Here is a 15,119-nt window from a genome sequence, read left to right as displayed (position 1 = left end):
GGCCGGTATGACCACCAGGATCCTGCCGGCCGTCGGCGACCCCGACGCGGCCCGGTCCGTCAGTACGCTGCTCAGCCAGCTCCCCGACGCCGAACCGTCCCAGCCGGTCGTCGACTCCACCCAGCTCGTCGACACCCTCGCGCGCCTCGCCGCCGCCTCCCTCGACGAACTCCCCGAGGTCGTCCTCGTCCACGAGCGCATCGGGCCCGTGCCCGCGCTCGAACTCGTCCGCGAGGTCGCCCTCCGCTTCCCCGCCGTCGGAGTCGTCCTCATCACCGCCGACGCCAGCCCCGTCCTCTTCTCCGCCGCCATGGACTCCGGCGCCCGAGGCCTCGTCACGCTCCCCCTCGGTTACGAGGAACTCGCCAGCCGCGTCCAGGCCGCAGCCCAGTGGTCCGCCGGCGTCCGCCGCCACCTCGGCGCGGGGGCCGACCAGTTCACCGGCCCGGGCGGCACCGTCGTCACCGTCAGCGGCGCCAAGGGCGGCGTCGGCACCACGGTCACCGCCGTCCACCTCGCCCTCGCCGCCCGCGCCTCCGGACGCAGCGTCGCGCTCGTCGACATGGACCTCCAGAGCGGCGACATCGCCTCGTACCTGGACGTGCAGTTCCGCCGTTCCGTCGCCGACCTCGCGTCGATCGCCGACATCTCGCCGCGCGTCCTCCAGGACGCCGTGTACGTCCACGAGACCGGGCTCTCGCTGCTCCTCGCCCCGGCGGAGGGCGAGCGCGGCGAGGAGGTCACCGACCGCGCCGCCCGCCAGGTCGTCAGCGCCCTGCGCGGCCGGCACGAGGTCGTCGTCCTCGACTGCGGCTCCCGGCTCGACAGCGCCAACGCCGCCGCGATCGAGATGGCCGACACCGCGCTGCTCGTCACCACCCCGGACGTGGTCGCCGTCCGGGCCGCCAAGCGGACCGTACGGATGTGGGAACGGCTCCAGGTCCGCAAGGCCGAGGAGACCGTCACCCTCGTCAACCGCCACCACCGCTCCACCGAGATCCAGCCACCCCTCGTCCAGAAGATCACCGGCACCCGCATCGCGGGCGTCGCCGTCCCGGCCAACTTCAAGGAACTCTCGGCCGTCGTCGACGCGGGCCGCCTCCACGAACTCGACGCCAAGTCGACGGTCAAGCAGGCGCTGTGGGGCCTGGCGGGGGAACTGGGCCTGGTGCAGGCGTCGGGACAGCCCGGCAGGGAACTCGCCCGCGCGGGCGACCGGGGCTCCCTGGGCCTGCGGCGCCGCACCGGAGGCCGCTGACCGATGCGGACGCACCGGGACGAGGACAGGGGGCAGGTGGCGGTGGAGTTCGTGGGCATGGTCCCGCTGATCCTGCTGACCCTTGCCCTGCTGTGGCAGGTCGTCCTGGTGGGCTACACGTACACGCTGGCGGGGAACGCGGCGGACGAGGCGGCGCGGGCCGGTGCCGTCGGCGACGACTGCGGAGAGGCCGCGAGGCGGCACCTGGACGGGGCTTGGCTGGACGGGGCCGAGGCGGACTGCCCGTCGGGCGGCGGGATGGTGACCGCGGTGGTCACGCTTCACGTGCCGGTCCTGTTTCCCGGTGTGGGAGGCATCTTCCCGATCAAGGCCAAGGCGGCCGCCGTGGACGAAAGGAGCCCCACGCCATGAGCGGCGACCAGCGGAGGAGCCGGCGGGACCGGGGGCAGGCCGCCATCGAGTACCTCGGGTTCCTGCCGATCCTGCTCATCGTCGGGCTCGCGGGTCTGCAACTCGGCGTCGCCGCGTACGCGGCGCAGCAGGCGGGGACGGCGGCGCGGGCGGCGGCGCGGGCGGCGAGCAGCGACGCGGAGGACGCGCCCGACCCCACGGCGGCCGGCTATGCGGCCGCCGGCTGGGCCACCGCCGTCGACGTCGAACCCCGGGGCGGAGAAGTCGTCGCCACCGTCACCGTACGCGTCCCCCAGGTCGTTCCGTTCTGGAGCTTCGACCCCGTCAAGAAGACCGCCACCATGCCGCTGCCCGACGAGGAGGACCTGCCATGAGCCTGCGTGCGCGGATCAACGCCCCCGAAGAGAAGGCCGCGGGCGGGGGCCGGGAGGACGGGCACCTCGTCGCCGCCTTCCGGGCCAAGCTCCTGGAGGAGATCGACCTCACCGAGATGTCCGCGCTCGCGGCGGCCGAGCGGCGCGCCCGCCTGGAGCGCGTCCTCGGGCACATCATCAGCCGCGAGGGCCCGGTCCTCTCGACCGCCGAGCGGGCCCAGCTGATCCGCCGGGTCGTGGACGAGGCCCTCGGGCTCGGCGTACTCGAACCGCTCCTCGAAGACGCGTCGATCACGGAGATCATGGTCAACGGTCCCGACCAGATCTTCATCGAGCGCGGCGGCCGCGTCGAGCTGCTCCCGCTCCGCTTCGCCTCGCACGAGCAGCTGATGCAGACCATCGAGCGGATCGTCTCGACGGTCAACCGGCGGGTCGACGAGTCGAACCCGATGGTCGACGCCCGGCTCCCCTCCGGCGAGCGCGTCAACGTGATCATCCCGCCGCTGTCCCTCACGGGGGCCACGCTCACCATCCGCCGCTTCCCCCGCGCGTACACGCTGCACGAGATGATCGGCCTCGGCTCGCTCGACGAGCAGATGCTGCTCCTGCTCTCGGGGCTGGTTCAGGCCAAGTTCAACCTGATCGTCTCCGGGGCCACCGGCACCGGGAAGACGACCCTCCTCAACGCGCTCTCCGGACTCGTCCCCGACGGCGAGCGGATCATCACCATCGAGGACTCGGCCGAGCTCCAGCTCCAGCAGTCCCACGTGATCCGCCTGGAGGCCCGGCCGCCGAACATCGAGGGCCGCGGGGCCATCTCCATCCGCGACCTCGTCCGCAACTCCCTGCGCATGCGCCCCGACCGGATCATCGTGGGAGAGGTACGCGGCGGCGAGACGCTCGACATGCTCCAGGCGATGTCCACCGGCCACGACGGCTCGCTCGCGACCGTCCACGCGAACTCGGCCGAGGACGCCCTGATGCGTCTCCAGACCCTCGCCTCCATGTCGGAGGTGAAGGTGCCGTTCGAGGCGCTGCGGGACCAGATCAACAGCGCGGTCGACGTCCTGGTCCAGCTGACCCGGCACCCGGACGGCACCCGCCGCATCACCGAGATCTCCGTCCTCGCCTCGCACGGCCGGGAACGCTTCCTGCTGGCCACGGTCTGCCGCTTCGAGGCGCAGCCGGTCGCGCCCGACGGGCGGGTGTACGGGAGGTTCACGTACCACCCGCTGCCCAGGCGCGTCGCCGAACGGCTGTACCTGGCGGGGCAGCCGATTCCGCAGGCCTTCGGGGTGGCGGCGACGGACGCGTACCTGACGACCAGGGAGGCGGAGTGAAGACGACGTGGGGAGCGACGATGACGACGGACCCGTGGACGACGGACACGGACCCGACCTGGCGACCCGGGGAGCAGGGATGACCACGACCGACCCCACCTGGCGGCCGGGGGACCAGCGCTTTGAGGCGCGGCCATGCTGACCGACCCCTTCTGGCTGACGGTGGGCGTGGCGCTGATCGCCTGCGTGCTGGGCGTCGTCGGCGTCCAGACGTACGCGAGCGGGGCGCGCCGCCATGCCGCGCTCGTCGCCCGGCTCGACGAGAGCGGCGGGCCCGAGACCGCGACCGGCCGGCGCAGGCGCCGTTTCCGGGGTGTCGACCGGCGGGTACGGAAGACGGCGCTCGGCCGGAAGCTGGAACTGCGGATCGCGGCGACGGGCCTCGACGTCACGCCCGGAGAGTTCACGGTGGCGCTCGCGGCGACCGTGGCGGTCCTGTGGGTGGTGGGGCAGGCGGCGCTGTCGCCGTTCTTCGGCCCGATCTGCGGGATCCTCGGGATCTGGGTGGCGCTCGGCTACCTCAACTGGCAGCGCCAGAAGCGCATCGAGCGCTTCATCAACCAACTCCCGGAACTGTCCCGCATCCTGGCGAACGCGACCCAGGCGGGCCTCGCCCTCCGCATGGCGTTGAGCCTCGCGGCGGACGAACTGGAGGCGCCGGCGGGCGACGAACTGGAGAAGGTGGCCCAGCAGCTGGCCGTCGGCACTTCCCTGGACGACGCCCTGGGGGAGCTGGCGGAACGCCTCCCGTCCCGGGAACTGGTCGTCCTGGTCACCACCCTCGTCCTGGCCAACCGGGCGGGCGGCACCGTCGTGTCGTCCCTCCGGAACCTCACGGAGACGCTGGAGGAGCGCAAGGAGACGAGGCGCGAGGTCCGCACCCAACTGTCGCAGGTGAGCATGACGGCGTACTCGGTCCCGGTGATCGGCATCGGCTCGCTCCTCCTCATCGACAACATGCAGCCGGGAGCGCTGGACCGCATGACCGCCTCCGGCATGGGGCAGGCCGCCGTGATCGCCGCATTCGCCCTGTACGTGGTCGGCTTCGCCGCGATCCGCCGCTTCTCGAAGATCGACGTATAGGGGCCGGTGCGTGATGGACCTCCTCCTGGCTCTCCTGGCGGCGCTGGCCGTGGCGGGCATGGCCTACGGCCTACGCCTCTACCGAGCGGACGCCCGGCTGCCCGACGACCTCAAGCTGGCCCTGGAGGTCGGTGCGACGCGTACGGGAGCGGTCGACTCGGCCGTGGACCGCCTGGGCATGCGCTGGTCGCCGGCCGTGCTCCGGCTGATGGGCCCGAAGCGCGTCAACGCCGTGCGCCGGCGCATCGACCTGGCGGGCAACCCCGGTGGCCTGACGATCGACCGGTACGGGGCGAGGCGGGCGGTGTACGGCTTCCTGGGCGGTGTCGGCGCCCTGGTGATGCTGAGCAAGGGCTCGTACCTGACCGCCCTCCTCCTCCTGGCCTTCGGCGCGCTCTGGACGGAGGTCGGGATCTGGTCGGCGGTCCGCATCCGCAAGGACCAGATCGAACGCACCCTGCCGGACTTCCTGGACGTCCTGGCGGTGGTGGTCTCGGCGGGCCTGGGCTTCCGCCAGGCGCTGGAACGGGTGGCGGAGAAGTACGAGGGCCCGTGGTCGGACGAACTCCGCATCACCCTGCGGCAGATGGACATGGGCGTCAGCCGCCGCCAGGCCTTCGACGAACTGCGCCGGCGCAACGACTCGGAGCAGGTGGCGCAGTTCGTGACGGCGCTGCAGCAGGGGGAGGAGCTGGGGGCGCCGATCGTGGACACCCTGATCCAGATCGCGAACGACATGCGGCGCACGGACGCGCAGAACGCCCGCCGGAAGGCCGCGAAGGCCGTTCCGAAGGCCACGATGGTGATCACGACCCTGATGGTCCCGGCCACCATGATCCTCCTGGGCGCGGGCCTGTTCCTGGGCACGGGAACGGACTTCGGCTCGGTGACGGGCAAGTGAGCGCGGTGACATATTCGCGGCAAAGGGCTTCGGCGAGGCAACCCGATGTGCCAGAGTGCGGACTGAGTGTGAGGGGGGTGGGCTGATGGACCTGCGCCATGAGTCCCGCCCGATGACGGGGCCCTACCCGCCGACCCGCCCGTCGGCGCACGGTCCCCGAAAGCAGGCGTCCGAATGCGGAGGGGACCACGATGAACGACGCAATGCTGAGGCTTTTCACCAGGGTGAAGGTAGGAGCGACCAGCCGACTGCTGCGGGGGGACCGCGGCCAGACGGCGGTGGAGTACCTGGGGATCATTGTGGTGGTGGTGGCGATCGTGGTCGCGATCACCGGCACGGACATCGGCACGTCAATCATGAATGCGATTCGCCAGAAGATCTCCGATCTTACCGGCGACTAGGACGCACCGGGCTTCGCCACGATGAGGGGCAGGCGTTTCCTGTCTATATCGCGGTCATTGCAGGGCTTCTTTTTCTGGCGTTCGCCTACTTTTTGGTGGGGCAGGCTGCCTTGACGAGGAACAGCGCCCAGACCGCGGCAGATGCGGCGGCCCTCGCGGCGGCCCAGAATGCCCGCGATCAACTGCGCGATGGCTGGGGTGAAGTGATCCTCGACCCTGGGCAATGGGACAGATTCCTTAGGGGTGTTGAGTACTCCGAAAAAACAGCATGTCATCAGGCAGAGGAGTTCGCCGCTCGAAACGAGGCGGCGCTCGATGGCAGCGAATGTGTGCCTCTCGACACAGGGGAACGTGGCTTCAAGGTGACGGTACGGACGACGGGATCGGAGCCGCATCACGCAACGGCGTCGGCTGAAGCTGTACTCGAACCGCGCTGTACCTTCGATGCGCCAGAACCTCCTCCAGACCCGCCAGAGGGCACCCCAGGCCCGACGCCAACGAGCCCTGGTGATGGGGATGGAGACCCTGATGGCGAGGACCCCGTGACCGGTCTCGTCTGCGATGGCGAGCCGTGGGTGATCGATCCTGAAAGTCCACGCCTCCCTGATGCCGCTGATCTCTTCAGAGTCCGACTCTCGGACTGACTCGCGACGAGCAAAGGAAGCACGCTTCATGAACGCGCGCTACGCAAGGAAGACCCGCCTGGGGACGGTCGCTGTCGCGATCACGTCCGTGGCACTCTTCGCGGCCGGGTGCGGCGCCGAGGAGAAGCCCAGCGAGAACAAGCCCGCCGCTACGAGTGCCTCGCCTGTGCAGGGATCATCAGCCACCCAGGGTTCCCAAGGGGCCGAGGAGCCTAGGGAGACACTGGCGCTCCTCAAGGGGCAAAAGGGGGTGGAACTCGCCATCAATTCCGCCGAGCGCGATGCGGGCGGCTTCCTCACGATCAAGGGGCAGCTGAAGAACTCCTCTGGGTCATCCGTCCTCCTGCCTGTGGAGATGAGAGGGGATGAGACGGAAGTCATCAAGCACGGCTTGACGTTGGGTGGCGCCACTCTCGTCGACTCTGTCGGAAAGAAGCGCTACTACGTCCTGCGTGACACGGACGGGCGGCCTCTGACCACTACCGGGCTCGACAGCATCGGGCCCGGGAAGTCGACCGACGTCTTCCTCCAGTTCCCCGCACCCCCCGCCTCCACCACCGAAGTCAGCTTCCAGCTCCCCACCTTCGAACCCGCCACCCTCAAGCTCTCCTGAGGCGACGCCATGACGACGACGACAAACCGCCGCCTCGCCGCGATCGTGCTCACCTGCGTGGCCCTCGCCCCGCTCGCCGGGCCGCCCGCCTACGCCGACGACGCCCCCGGCCCCGCCGGTACCTCCTCGCCCGCGCCCGTCATCGATCCGAACTCCCCCGGTCTGATGCTCCCCGACGGCGCCACCCTCGCCCCCGCCAAGGTCCTCGACATCAAGCAGATCGTCGAGGAGGAGGGCGGGCAGGAGCGTCGGCAGGACACCAACGTGGACGTGACGTTCGCGCTGCAGGCCGAGGTGCTGTTCCCCAAGAACAGCGCCAAGCTCTCGCCCGACGCCACCGCCCGTATCGCCGCCATCGCCGCCGAGATCAAGAAGATGGGCTCCGGACGGGTCCGGGTCTTCGGGTTCACCGACAACCTGGGGACGTACGAGCACGGGCTGAAGCTCTCCAAGGAACGCGCCGTCGCCGTGCAGCAGGTCCTCGCCCGCGCCCTCGACCCCGGTACGGCCTTCGACATCCGCGGTTACAGCGAGGACTACCCGATCGCCGACAACCGCACCGAGGAGGGCCGGAAGAAGAACCGGCGTGTCGAGATCTCCTTCCCCCGGACCTCGGGCGGGTGAGGGAGGGATCGGGGCGCACGCGCGGCTGCGGGGTCTTGTGAGACATCGCCGCGGGACGATGCCGGGCTGTGGATCCGAGAGGCCGAGCAATCCACGATCGGACCTCTTCGGTCGTTCGGCAGGTCCCTTCGGCAGGACTTCGACCCGGTCCTACAGCTCAGGCGTCGTCGAAGCGGCTGAAAGTCGAACCCCTCGTGGAAGCGGTCCCAGGCGCGGCGCTCCTCAGCTTCTGACAGCGAGACGTCACGTCCAGGGTGAGAGCCCGGTGCCGGTGCCGGTACGGCGGGAAAAGACCAGGCAGCCGGATTCCGGGCTGCGGCATGATGTCGGCATGGAAGATCAGGCTTTCGCATGGGTCACCCTCTTCTGCTACGAGAACGTTGCCGGTTGTCCGCGGCCGGGTCGGCTGACCGCGGTCTGACTGCGGGACCGGGGCATCGACTGGCACCCGTTCGCCGACGACGAGGTCCGGGTCGACCTGATGTGCGGTCCGCGCTCGGACGGGCGCTGGCACGGCACGATCGCCGTCCGCTTCCGCGCTGACGCTCTTCAGCGGCTCGGTCTGCACCCTGACCAGCCGACGTCGGCGCCGGCGGACCCGCTGCCACCGAAGTGGTGGGGACCGTGGGCCCGGTGAGCTCCGGTTGCCCCGCAAGAGGGTTCGGGTCCGCGCCGGAGCTCCGTTCCCCGTCCCGCGCCCCCGGGACAGGGGTTTCACAGGCTCAGCGCCGCCCGGATCGTCGCCGTCATCCGGTCCGGGTGGCGGAACACCTCCCTCGCCGTGAAGCGCAGCACGCGGCGGATCTCCGGGCAGGACTGGAGCGCGTTGAAGCGGGCGACGTCCCGTTCGTGGGCTCGGCGGGTGCCGTGGAAGGCGTGGCCCTCGATCTCCACCGCCAGGCCCGCCGCCCGGAAGAGGAAGTCCGGGCGCAGGGGCCGGCCCGCGGCGGTGAGGAGGGTGGGCTGGGACTCGGGGAGCCAGCCCGCGTCCCGCATCCGCAGCCTCGCCACCGTCTCCGCCGGTGAGCCCGACGCCGGTTCCGTCAGGCGCAGCCAGGTCCTCGCGCGGGCCGCTCCCCGGCGGGGCGCGGCGAGTTCGGCGGCGAGGTCCTCGTACCGGACGAGCGCCTCGCGCCGTACCCCCTCGACCGCCCGCCGGGCGAGCGCCGAGTCCGCGGCGACCACCGCCTCCTCGCGGGTGCCCGACGCCCGTATCAGGTCGCCGACCGTCCGCGCCGGGGTCGTCGTCCGCAGCCCCCGCCGGTTCGACCAGTCCCGGGGCGTGAGGAACGTCGTGCCGTGGACGCGTATGTCCTCGCCGCGCGCCGAGCGGGTCGGGGGCGGAGCCGTGAACTCCAGGGGGTCGCCCGCGTCCGCTCCCAGCCGTTCGATGCGGTGCAGCCGCGCCGCCGTCCCGTGGCTGCACACCAGTTCCGGGCGCAGGAACTGGAGGGCCGTCGCCCTCAGCCGCCAGTCCACCTCCCTCCCCGGGGCCGCCCAGGCGCCCCGGCAGATCCGCTGCCAGCCGTCACGGCGCAGCCGTCCGGCCAGCCGGCCCGGCGGCCGGCCCGCCGCGACCGCCCAGGCCGTCAGGAGGACCCCGCCCCTGGCGAGGATCGCCAACTCGTACATACGCCCAACGATCCACGGAAGAGGGACACTTCGCACCCCCTGTGGAAAACCAGGCGAAAGACGTCGCCAGGAAAGCGTAAATCCGGCGGGATCCGGTGGGACAACCCCGTTCAGCAGGAGCATTCTGGACAGATGACGGCGACCGTGAGCGTGCAGTTGGTCAGTGACCTCGTCACCCGGATTCCCGAGTTCCGGGGCGTGTACGAGACCCATGTCTTCCATCAGGGCGGTGTCCAGCCGCACGTGTTCTTCTGGGACGTCGTCCAGGACACCGTCCGCTCCTTCCTCGGAGAGGCCCCCGGCGCCGCCGACTGGCGGCGGACGCTCGACTTCCTGGAGGAGCAGAGCGCGCGTGGCGTGCTCGGGATCGACGAGGTCATCGTGACGTCGTTCCTCGGCGACCTGCCCTCGCCGCACGAGCCCGGGCACGCCATCGTCGAGCAGCTCGGTCCCGTCATGGCCGCGAAGTTCGTCCGTATAAGGCCCCTCGGGTGAGCCCCGTACAAGACCCTCGGCCGATCCGGACGGACGCCCCCGGATAATCGGGTGCATGCCCCTGACCAGGCCCGACCGCTCCACCCTCGCCGCCCTCGGCGGCTATGCCGCCACTCGTGTCGTCGGTCTCGTCGTCCTCGCCGTCGCCGCCGCCGCGACCGGCGAGGACGGCCTGCACCGGCTCAAGGGGCGCTGGGACTCCGTCTGGTACGTGCGGATCGCCGAGCACGGGTACGGGTACCAGGTCACCCTGCCGAACGGCGACGTCCACTCCGACCTCGCCTTCTTCCCGCTCCTCCCCGCCCTGGAGCGCGGCCTGTCCGCCGTCCTGCCGGTCGACGCGGCCACCGCCGGACTCCTCGTCTCCTGGACGGCCGGGCTCGCCGCCGCCTGGGGCATCTTCAGGTGCGGTGACCACGTCGCCGGGAGGAGGGCCGGCGTCCTCCTCGCCGTGCTCTGGGGCGTGTACCCGACCGCGTTCGTCCAGTCCATGGCGTACACGGAGACCCTGTTCACCGCCTTCGCCGCCTGGTCGCTGTACGCCGTGCTGCGCGGGCGCTGGATCCTCGCCGGTGTCCTGTGCTCGGCCGCGGGCCTCACCCGGCCGACGGCCGCCGCGCTGATCGCCGCCCTCGGCATCACGGCCCTCGTGACCCTCGTACGGGACAGAAGGCTGCCCTGGTCCACCCTCGCGGGAGTGCTCATCGCGCCGCTGGGCTGGCTCGCGTACGTCGCCTACGTCGGCGTCCGCCAGGGCAGCCCGACCGCCTACTTCGACGTCCAGGCCGCCTGGGGCAACTCCATCGACTTCGGTGTCGCCCTCGCCGCGTTCATCGCGGGCCTGCCGTGGCCCGCCGCCCTCGGCCTGTGCGCGGCGCTCGCGCTGCTCGGCTGGCTGGTCGCGCTGTGCGTGCGGCAGCGGCAGCCGCTGCCGCTGCTCGTCTACACGATCGGCGTCGTGTTCGTCTCCCTCGTCGGCGCCGCCTACTTCGGCTCCCGGCCGCGCCTGATGATGCCCGCCTTCGGGCTCCTCCTCCCGCCCGCCGTGGCCCTCGCGCGCGTGCGGACGCGCATCGCCGTGCCCGTCCTCGCCGGGCTCGCGCTCGCCTCCGGTGCCTACGGGGCGTTCACACTGCTCGGTTCGGGTCCTCCGTGACCTGTTCCCCTGACACGCGCACGCGTACCCCCGGTTCCAGTCCCCACCCCGCCATCGCGCCCGCCTCCGCCTCCAGGACGTGCCGGCCGCGCGGCCGGATCATCCCGAGCCGCCCCGGCACCATCGTCACCACCGACCGGACCGTGAACGAGCCGTCCAGATAGGCCACGTCGATCGGGAAGCGCATGCCGAAGGTGTGCACGCTGTTCGTCCGGACGATGAGCAGCGCCCCCGCGATCCCGTCCCGGCCGAGCAGTCCCCGCCGCCGCGCCCGGTACGAGGCCGCCACCTCCAGCGGGATCTCCCCGGCGGCCACCGCCAACGTCCCCGTCCCGTCCACCCATTTCCCCATGCGGCAGACCGTAGCGGCCCCGGCGCCTAGGGTCTCGTCCGTGTACGTCACGCTGATCACCGTCGCCGCCCTGTGGGGGGCCGCCGTCGGGCTGCTCGTGCCCCGGGCCGCGTACCGGCTCTCCGTGGAGCCGGAGGAGCCGTGGCGGGACCGCTGCCCCGCCGGACACGTCCTGGCCGGGCCCGGGCGCGGCTGGCTCGGCGGCCCCGGACGGCAGGCCTGCGCGACCACCCCGAGCCCGTACGTCGCACCCCTGCTCACCGCCCTCGCCTGCGCCGCGCTCGCCGCCGCCACCGGCGGGCCCCGGCCCGAGCTGGCGGTCTGGCTGCTCGGCGCGCCCTTCGCCGTCCTCCTCGCCTGCGTGGACGCGCGCGTGCACCGGCTTCCGGACGGGCTCACCCTGCCGCTCGCCGCCGCCGTCCCGCTGCTCCTCGGCGGCGCCGAACTCCTCCCGTACGAGGCCGGTTCCTGGATCCACGCGGTACTCGGCGGGCTCGCCCTCGGCGGGGCCTATCTGGTGCTGTTCTGGATCAACCCCAGCGGGCTCGGCTTCGGCGACGTGAAACTGGCGGTCCCGCTGGGCGCCGCCCTCGGCTGGTACGGCTGGGGCGTGCTCTTCGCCGGGGCCTTCGCGGGCTTCCTCCTCGGCGCGGTGTACGGCCTCGGGCTGATGCTGCTGCGCCGCGCCGGCCGCTCCTCGGCGATCCCCTTCGGCCCCTTCATGCTCGGGGGCGCCCTGCTCGGCCTCCTCTTCGGCGCGTTCACCGCCGTGCCGTGAGGACCCGCCTCGGCGCGTTCACCGCCGTGCCCGGAAGGACCGCCCCTAGCATCGCCGCACATGCGGACAATTGCGAATGAAACCCCCGTAACGGGCGCGGCTCCCGCACCGGCCCCGACTCCCTGGTACCGCCGCCCCCGGCCCATCCCCTGGATCTGGGCCGCCGCCCTCTTCCTCCTCTACGCCACCGTCGCCGTGCGCCGGCACCAGCTCCTGCGCACCACCGGCTACGACCTCGGCATCTTCGAGCAGGCCGTCCGCGCCTACGCCGAACTCAGGGCACCCGTCGCCCCCTTGCGCGGCGAGGGGTTCAACCTCCTCGGCGACCACTTCCACCCCCTGCTCGCCGCCCTCGCCCCCCTCTACCGGCTCTGGCCCTCCCCGCTCTGCCTGCTGCTCGCCCAGTCCGCGCTGCTCGCCCTCGCCGTCGTCCCCCTCGCCCGTCGCGCCGAGGCCGTCCTCGGGCCCGCGGCCGCGCACACCGTCGCCGTCGGGTACGGGCTGAGCTGGGGCGTCGCCTCCGCCGCCGCCTTCGACTTCCACGAGGTCGCGCTCGCCGTCCCGCTGCTCTCGTTCTCCCTCGAAGCGCTCGCCACGCGGAGGTGGCGGCAGGCCGTCGCCTGGGCGGCGCCCCTGCTGCTGGTCAAGGAGGACCTGGGGTTCACGCTCGCCGCCGTCGGCGCGTACACCGCCCTCAAGGGGCCCCGCCGCCTCGGGCTCGTCACCGCCGCCGTCGGCGTCCTCGGTTCGGTCCTGGAGGTCGAGGTCCTGCTGCCGGCCTTCAACCCCGGCGGCGGCTACGCCCACGGCGGCAACCTCGCCGACGCGCAGGGCTCCCTGCTCTCCACTCTCGCGCACGCCCCGCTCGACGTGCTCCGCCCCGAGGTCAAGGCGGTCACCCTGATCCTGGTCTTCGCGCCGTCCGCGCTGCTCGCGCTCCGCTCACCGCTCGCGCTGATCGCCGTCCCCACGCTCGGCTGGCGGCTGCTCTCCGAGAACGGCTTCCACTGGGGCACGGCCTTCCACTACAGCGCGATCCTGATGCCGGTCGTCTTCGCCGGCCTCGTCGACGTGCTCGGGGGCAAGTCCCGGCGCGAGCTGCGGGCCGTCCTCGCGACCGTCCTCGCCGTGACCGTCGTCCTGCTGCCGTCGTTCCCGCTGGCCCAGCTCGCCCAGCGGGCCACCTGGCGCACCACCCCGCACATCGAGGCGGCCCGCGCGCTGCTCGCCCGCATCCCCGACGGGGCCACCGTCGCCGCCTCCAACCGGCTCGCGCCGCAGCTCACCGCGCGCTGCACGGTCGTCCTCTTCCCGACGTTCCCGGTGGGCGGCGAGCTCTACCGGTACGACGTCCCGCACATCCCGGCGCCGACGGCCGCGTGGATCGTCCACGACGAGCGGGCGCCCGAAGCCTGGCCGTACCCCTCGGGCCACTGGCCCTACTCGCTGGAGCGGCAGAAGGCGGAGCTGGAGGCCGCGACCCGGACGTACGGCTACGAGGTCGTCGCCCGGCGGGACGGGATCACGCTCCTGCACCGCCGAACCGGCCGCTGACCTGCCGAAAGCCGCCCGCCGAACCGGCGGCCGACCTGCCGGAAAGCCACCAGCCCGAGCCTGGCCGACCTGCCGGAGATCCACCAGCCGGAGCCTGTCCGACCTGCCGGAGATCCACCAGCCGGAGCCCGTCCGACCTGCCGGACCTCCGCCCGTCCGCGCCCGTCCGACCCACCGCGAAGCCGCCCGCCCCGTGGCCCCACCGCGTCCCCTCGCGTCAACGCCGTGAGGTCCCTCTTCGGAGGGACGGAACCCCGCCGCCACGCCGGGGCGCAAACCCGCCACGGGGCCTCGGAGCCCTTGTGCCGCTTGGGTTCCGGGGAATTGGAGGCCGTTCGTTCGGCGCGCGTGGCGCGCAAGACGACTATCGAAGGGTTATGGTGGAAACCCCCCCTCGGGCCGGTCCGTATCCCCCCCACGGACCGGCCCGTTTTCTTGCCCGGGGGCCGACGGGACCGTCGGCCCGGACCGGCCCGCCGGGGCCTCAGCCCCGGCCCGCCCAGATGTTCGTGCCGGCGGTGTCCACGGCGAACGAGTCGATCTCCTTGAGCTCCTCGTCCGTCAGCGGCGCGCCCGCGAGCGCGGCCACGTTCTCCTCCAGCTGGGCGACGCTGGACGCGCCGATCAGCGCCGAGGTCATCCGCTCGTCCCGCAGCACCCACGACAGCGCCAGCTGGGCGAGGGTCTGCCCGCGCCGCTGGGCGATGTCGGCGAGGCCGCGCAGCCGCCGCAGCACCTCGTCGGAGAGCAGGTTCGGGTCGAGGGACTTGCCCTGGGTGGCCCGCGAGCCCGCCGGGATGCCCTTCAGGTACTTGTTGGTGAGCAGGCCCTGCGCGAGCGGGACGAAGGAGATGCAGCCCATGCCGGCCGCCTCCAGGGTGTCGAGGAGGGCGTCCTCCTCGGTCCACCGGTTGATCATGGAGTACGAGGGCTGGTGGATGAGCGGCCGGACGCCCATGTCCTGGAGGATCCGCGCGGCCTCGGCGGTCTGCTCGCTGTTGTACGAGGAGACGCCGACGTACAGCGCCTTGCCCTGCTGGACGGCGGAGGCGAGGGCCCCCATCGTCTCCTCCAGCGGGGTGTGCGGGTCGAAGCGGTGCGAGTAGAAGATGTCGACGTAGTCGAGGCCCATCCGCTTCAGGGAGGCGTCGAGCGAGGACATCAGGTACTTGCGGGAGCCCCACTCGCCGTAGGGGCCGGGGTGCATCTCGTAGCCGGCCTTGGTCGAGATGATCAGCTCGTCGCGGTAGGGCGCGAAGTCCTGGGCGAAGATCTTGCCGAAGTTCAGCTCGGCGGAGCCGGGCGGCGGCCCGTAGTTGTTCGCCAGGTCGAAGTGGGTGACGCCGAGGTCGAAGGCGCGGCGCAGGATCGCGCGCTGCGTGCCGAGGGCCTTGTCGTCGCCGAAGTTGTGCCAGAGGCCGAGGGAGATCGCCGGGAGCTTGAGGCCGGAGCGGCCCGTGCGGCGGTACTCCATGGCGTCGTAGCGGTCCGCGGAGGCGCGGTAGAGGGGGGAATCAGTCACGTATCTCTGCTTATCACGGA

General features: G+C 72.1%; 17 protein-coding genes. 14 read left to right on the top strand and 3 right to left on the bottom strand.

Features of this window, described 5'->3' with window-relative positions; all coding sequences use genetic code 11:
• Positions 1 to 7: 7 nt before the first annotated feature.
• From GGE06_RS21050 to GGE06_RS21005, 10 genes are all read left to right on the top strand, one after another.
• Entirely contained in the window at positions 8 to 1,258 is a 1,251-nt protein-coding gene (locus GGE06_RS21050) for a CpaE/TadZ family protein (protein ID WP_184931454.1), read from the top strand.
• A 3-nt stretch (positions 1,259 to 1,261) separates the two neighbouring features.
• On the top strand, positions 1,262 to 1,630 hold the full coding sequence (locus GGE06_RS21045) for a TadE/TadG family type IV pilus assembly protein (protein ID WP_116159100.1): 369 nt from the start codon (positions 1,262 to 1,264) through the stop codon (positions 1,628 to 1,630).
• Positions 1,627 to 2,004 (top strand): TadE/TadG family type IV pilus assembly protein, encoded by a 378-nt coding sequence (locus GGE06_RS21040; protein ID WP_116159099.1) that lies wholly within the window; start codon positions 1,627 to 1,629, stop codon positions 2,002 to 2,004. The genes GGE06_RS21045 and GGE06_RS21040 overlap by 4 nt, the downstream gene beginning before the upstream one ends.
• Positions 2,001 to 3,344: a TadA family conjugal transfer-associated ATPase gene (locus tag GGE06_RS21035; protein ID WP_184931453.1), complete on the top strand. Its 1,344-nt coding sequence runs from the start codon at positions 2,001 to 2,003 to the stop codon at positions 3,342 to 3,344. Before GGE06_RS21040 ends, GGE06_RS21035 begins: the two co-directional genes overlap by 4 nt.
• A 135-nt stretch (positions 3,345 to 3,479) precedes the next feature.
• Positions 3,480 to 4,427 (top strand): type II secretion system F family protein, encoded by a 948-nt coding sequence (locus tag GGE06_RS21030; protein ID WP_184931452.1) that lies wholly within the window; start codon positions 3,480 to 3,482, stop codon positions 4,425 to 4,427.
• Between the two features lie 13 nt (positions 4,428 to 4,440).
• A complete protein-coding gene (locus tag GGE06_RS21025) occupies positions 4,441 to 5,328 on the top strand; it encodes a DUF5936 domain-containing protein (RefSeq protein WP_116159096.1) in 888 nt (295 codons plus the stop codon).
• A gap of 191 nt (positions 5,329 to 5,519) precedes the next feature.
• Positions 5,520 to 5,729, top strand: coding sequence for a Flp family type IVb pilin (locus tag GGE06_RS21020; protein ID WP_246532677.1), 210 nt, complete (start codon positions 5,520 to 5,522; stop codon positions 5,727 to 5,729).
• Positions 5,730 to 5,776: 47 nt separating this feature from the next.
• A complete protein-coding gene (locus GGE06_RS21015; protein ID WP_184931604.1) occupies positions 5,777 to 6,373 on the top strand; it encodes a pilus assembly protein TadG-related protein in 597 nt (198 codons plus the stop codon).
• Positions 6,374 to 6,401: 28 nt separating this feature from the next.
• Complete coding sequence (locus GGE06_RS21010; RefSeq protein ID WP_184931451.1) at positions 6,402 to 6,986, top strand: hypothetical protein; 585 nt, start codon at positions 6,402 to 6,404, stop codon at positions 6,984 to 6,986.
• A gap of 9 nt (positions 6,987 to 6,995) precedes the next feature.
• Positions 6,996 to 7,610, top strand: a complete 615-nt coding sequence (locus GGE06_RS21005) for an OmpA family protein (RefSeq protein WP_116159094.1) — start codon at positions 6,996 to 6,998, stop codon at positions 7,608 to 7,610.
• Positions 7,611 to 8,324: 714 nt separating this feature from the next.
• Here GGE06_RS21005 and GGE06_RS21000 read toward each other — a convergent pair.
• A complete protein-coding gene (locus tag GGE06_RS21000; RefSeq protein WP_184931450.1) occupies positions 8,325 to 9,242 on the bottom strand; it encodes a hypothetical protein in 918 nt (305 codons plus the stop codon).
• Between the two features lie 132 nt (positions 9,243 to 9,374).
• Between GGE06_RS21000 and GGE06_RS20995 the strand changes: the two genes are divergently transcribed.
• Together GGE06_RS20995 and GGE06_RS20990 are read left to right on the top strand one after the other, a co-directional pair.
• Entirely contained in the window at positions 9,375 to 9,737 is a 363-nt protein-coding gene (locus tag GGE06_RS20995; RefSeq protein WP_116159092.1) for a hypothetical protein, read from the top strand.
• A 55-nt stretch (positions 9,738 to 9,792) separates the two neighbouring features.
• Positions 9,793 to 10,893, top strand: a complete 1,101-nt coding sequence (locus GGE06_RS20990) for a putative hexosyltransferase (RefSeq protein WP_184931449.1) — start codon at positions 9,793 to 9,795, stop codon at positions 10,891 to 10,893.
• On the opposite strand, the gene GGE06_RS20985 is transcribed toward GGE06_RS20990, so the two are convergent.
• On the bottom strand, positions 10,865 to 11,245 hold the full coding sequence (locus tag GGE06_RS20985; protein ID WP_116165340.1) for a DUF192 domain-containing protein: 381 nt from the start codon (positions 11,243 to 11,245) through the stop codon (positions 10,865 to 10,867). The two genes, GGE06_RS20990 and GGE06_RS20985, sit on opposite strands and share 29 nt — an antisense overlap.
• Positions 11,246 to 11,285: 40 nt before the next feature.
• Between GGE06_RS20985 and GGE06_RS20980 the strand changes: the two genes are divergently transcribed.
• Positions 11,286 to 12,023: a prepilin peptidase gene (locus tag GGE06_RS20980; RefSeq protein ID WP_116159090.1), complete on the top strand. Its 738-nt coding sequence runs from the start codon at positions 11,286 to 11,288 to the stop codon at positions 12,021 to 12,023.
• A gap of 60 nt (positions 12,024 to 12,083) precedes the next feature.
• Entirely contained in the window at positions 12,084 to 13,577 is a 1,494-nt protein-coding gene (locus GGE06_RS20975; RefSeq protein ID WP_116159089.1) for a DUF2079 domain-containing protein, read from the top strand.
• Between the two features lie 484 nt (positions 13,578 to 14,061).
• On the opposite strand, the gene mgrA is transcribed toward GGE06_RS20975, so the two are convergent.
• Positions 14,062 to 15,099 (bottom strand): L-glyceraldehyde 3-phosphate reductase, encoded by a 1,038-nt coding sequence (gene mgrA / locus GGE06_RS20970; protein WP_184931448.1) that lies wholly within the window; start codon positions 15,097 to 15,099, stop codon positions 14,062 to 14,064.
• Positions 15,100 to 15,119 lie beyond the last annotated feature (20 nt).

The sequence above is a fragment of the Streptomyces nymphaeiformis genome (assembly GCF_014203895.1).
GTDB classification, from domain to species: domain Bacteria; phylum Actinomycetota; class Actinomycetes; order Streptomycetales; family Streptomycetaceae; genus Streptomyces; species Streptomyces nymphaeiformis.
The sequence above is the reverse complement of the archived record's forward strand: the minus strand, read 5'-3'. Positions and strand labels throughout refer to the sequence as shown.

Excerpts from the sequence above, each read along its gene's own strand:
- GGE06_RS21050 (WP_184931454.1), top strand. The coding sequence starts at position 8 with ATGACCACCAGGATCCTGCCGGCCGTCGGCGACCCCGACGCGGCCCGG.
- GGE06_RS21045 (WP_116159100.1), top strand. The coding sequence starts at position 1,262 with ATGCGGACGCACCGGGACGAGGACAGGGGGCAGGTGGCGGTGGAGTTC.
- GGE06_RS21040 (WP_116159099.1), top strand. The coding sequence starts at position 1,627 with ATGAGCGGCGACCAGCGGAGGAGCCGGCGGGACCGGGGGCAGGCCGCC.
- GGE06_RS21035 (WP_184931453.1), top strand. The coding sequence starts at position 2,001 with ATGAGCCTGCGTGCGCGGATCAACGCCCCCGAAGAGAAGGCCGCGGGC.
- GGE06_RS21030 (WP_184931452.1), top strand. The coding sequence starts at position 3,480 with ATGCTGACCGACCCCTTCTGGCTGACGGTGGGCGTGGCGCTGATCGCC.
- GGE06_RS21025 (WP_116159096.1), top strand. The coding sequence starts at position 4,441 with ATGGACCTCCTCCTGGCTCTCCTGGCGGCGCTGGCCGTGGCGGGCATG.
- GGE06_RS21020 (WP_246532677.1), top strand. The coding sequence starts at position 5,520 with ATGAACGACGCAATGCTGAGGCTTTTCACCAGGGTGAAGGTAGGAGCG.
- GGE06_RS21010 (WP_184931451.1), top strand. The coding sequence starts at position 6,402 with ATGAACGCGCGCTACGCAAGGAAGACCCGCCTGGGGACGGTCGCTGTC.
- GGE06_RS21005 (WP_116159094.1), top strand. The coding sequence starts at position 6,996 with ATGACGACGACGACAAACCGCCGCCTCGCCGCGATCGTGCTCACCTGC.
- GGE06_RS21000 (WP_184931450.1), bottom strand. The coding sequence starts at position 9,242 with ATGTACGAGTTGGCGATCCTCGCCAGGGGCGGGGTCCTCCTGACGGCC.
- GGE06_RS20995 (WP_116159092.1), top strand. The coding sequence starts at position 9,375 with ATGACGGCGACCGTGAGCGTGCAGTTGGTCAGTGACCTCGTCACCCGG.
- GGE06_RS20990 (WP_184931449.1), top strand. The coding sequence starts at position 9,793 with ATGCCCCTGACCAGGCCCGACCGCTCCACCCTCGCCGCCCTCGGCGGC.
- GGE06_RS20985 (WP_116165340.1), bottom strand. The coding sequence starts at position 11,245 with ATGGGGAAATGGGTGGACGGGACGGGGACGTTGGCGGTGGCCGCCGGG.
- GGE06_RS20975 (WP_116159089.1), top strand. The coding sequence starts at position 12,084 with ATGCGGACAATTGCGAATGAAACCCCCGTAACGGGCGCGGCTCCCGCA.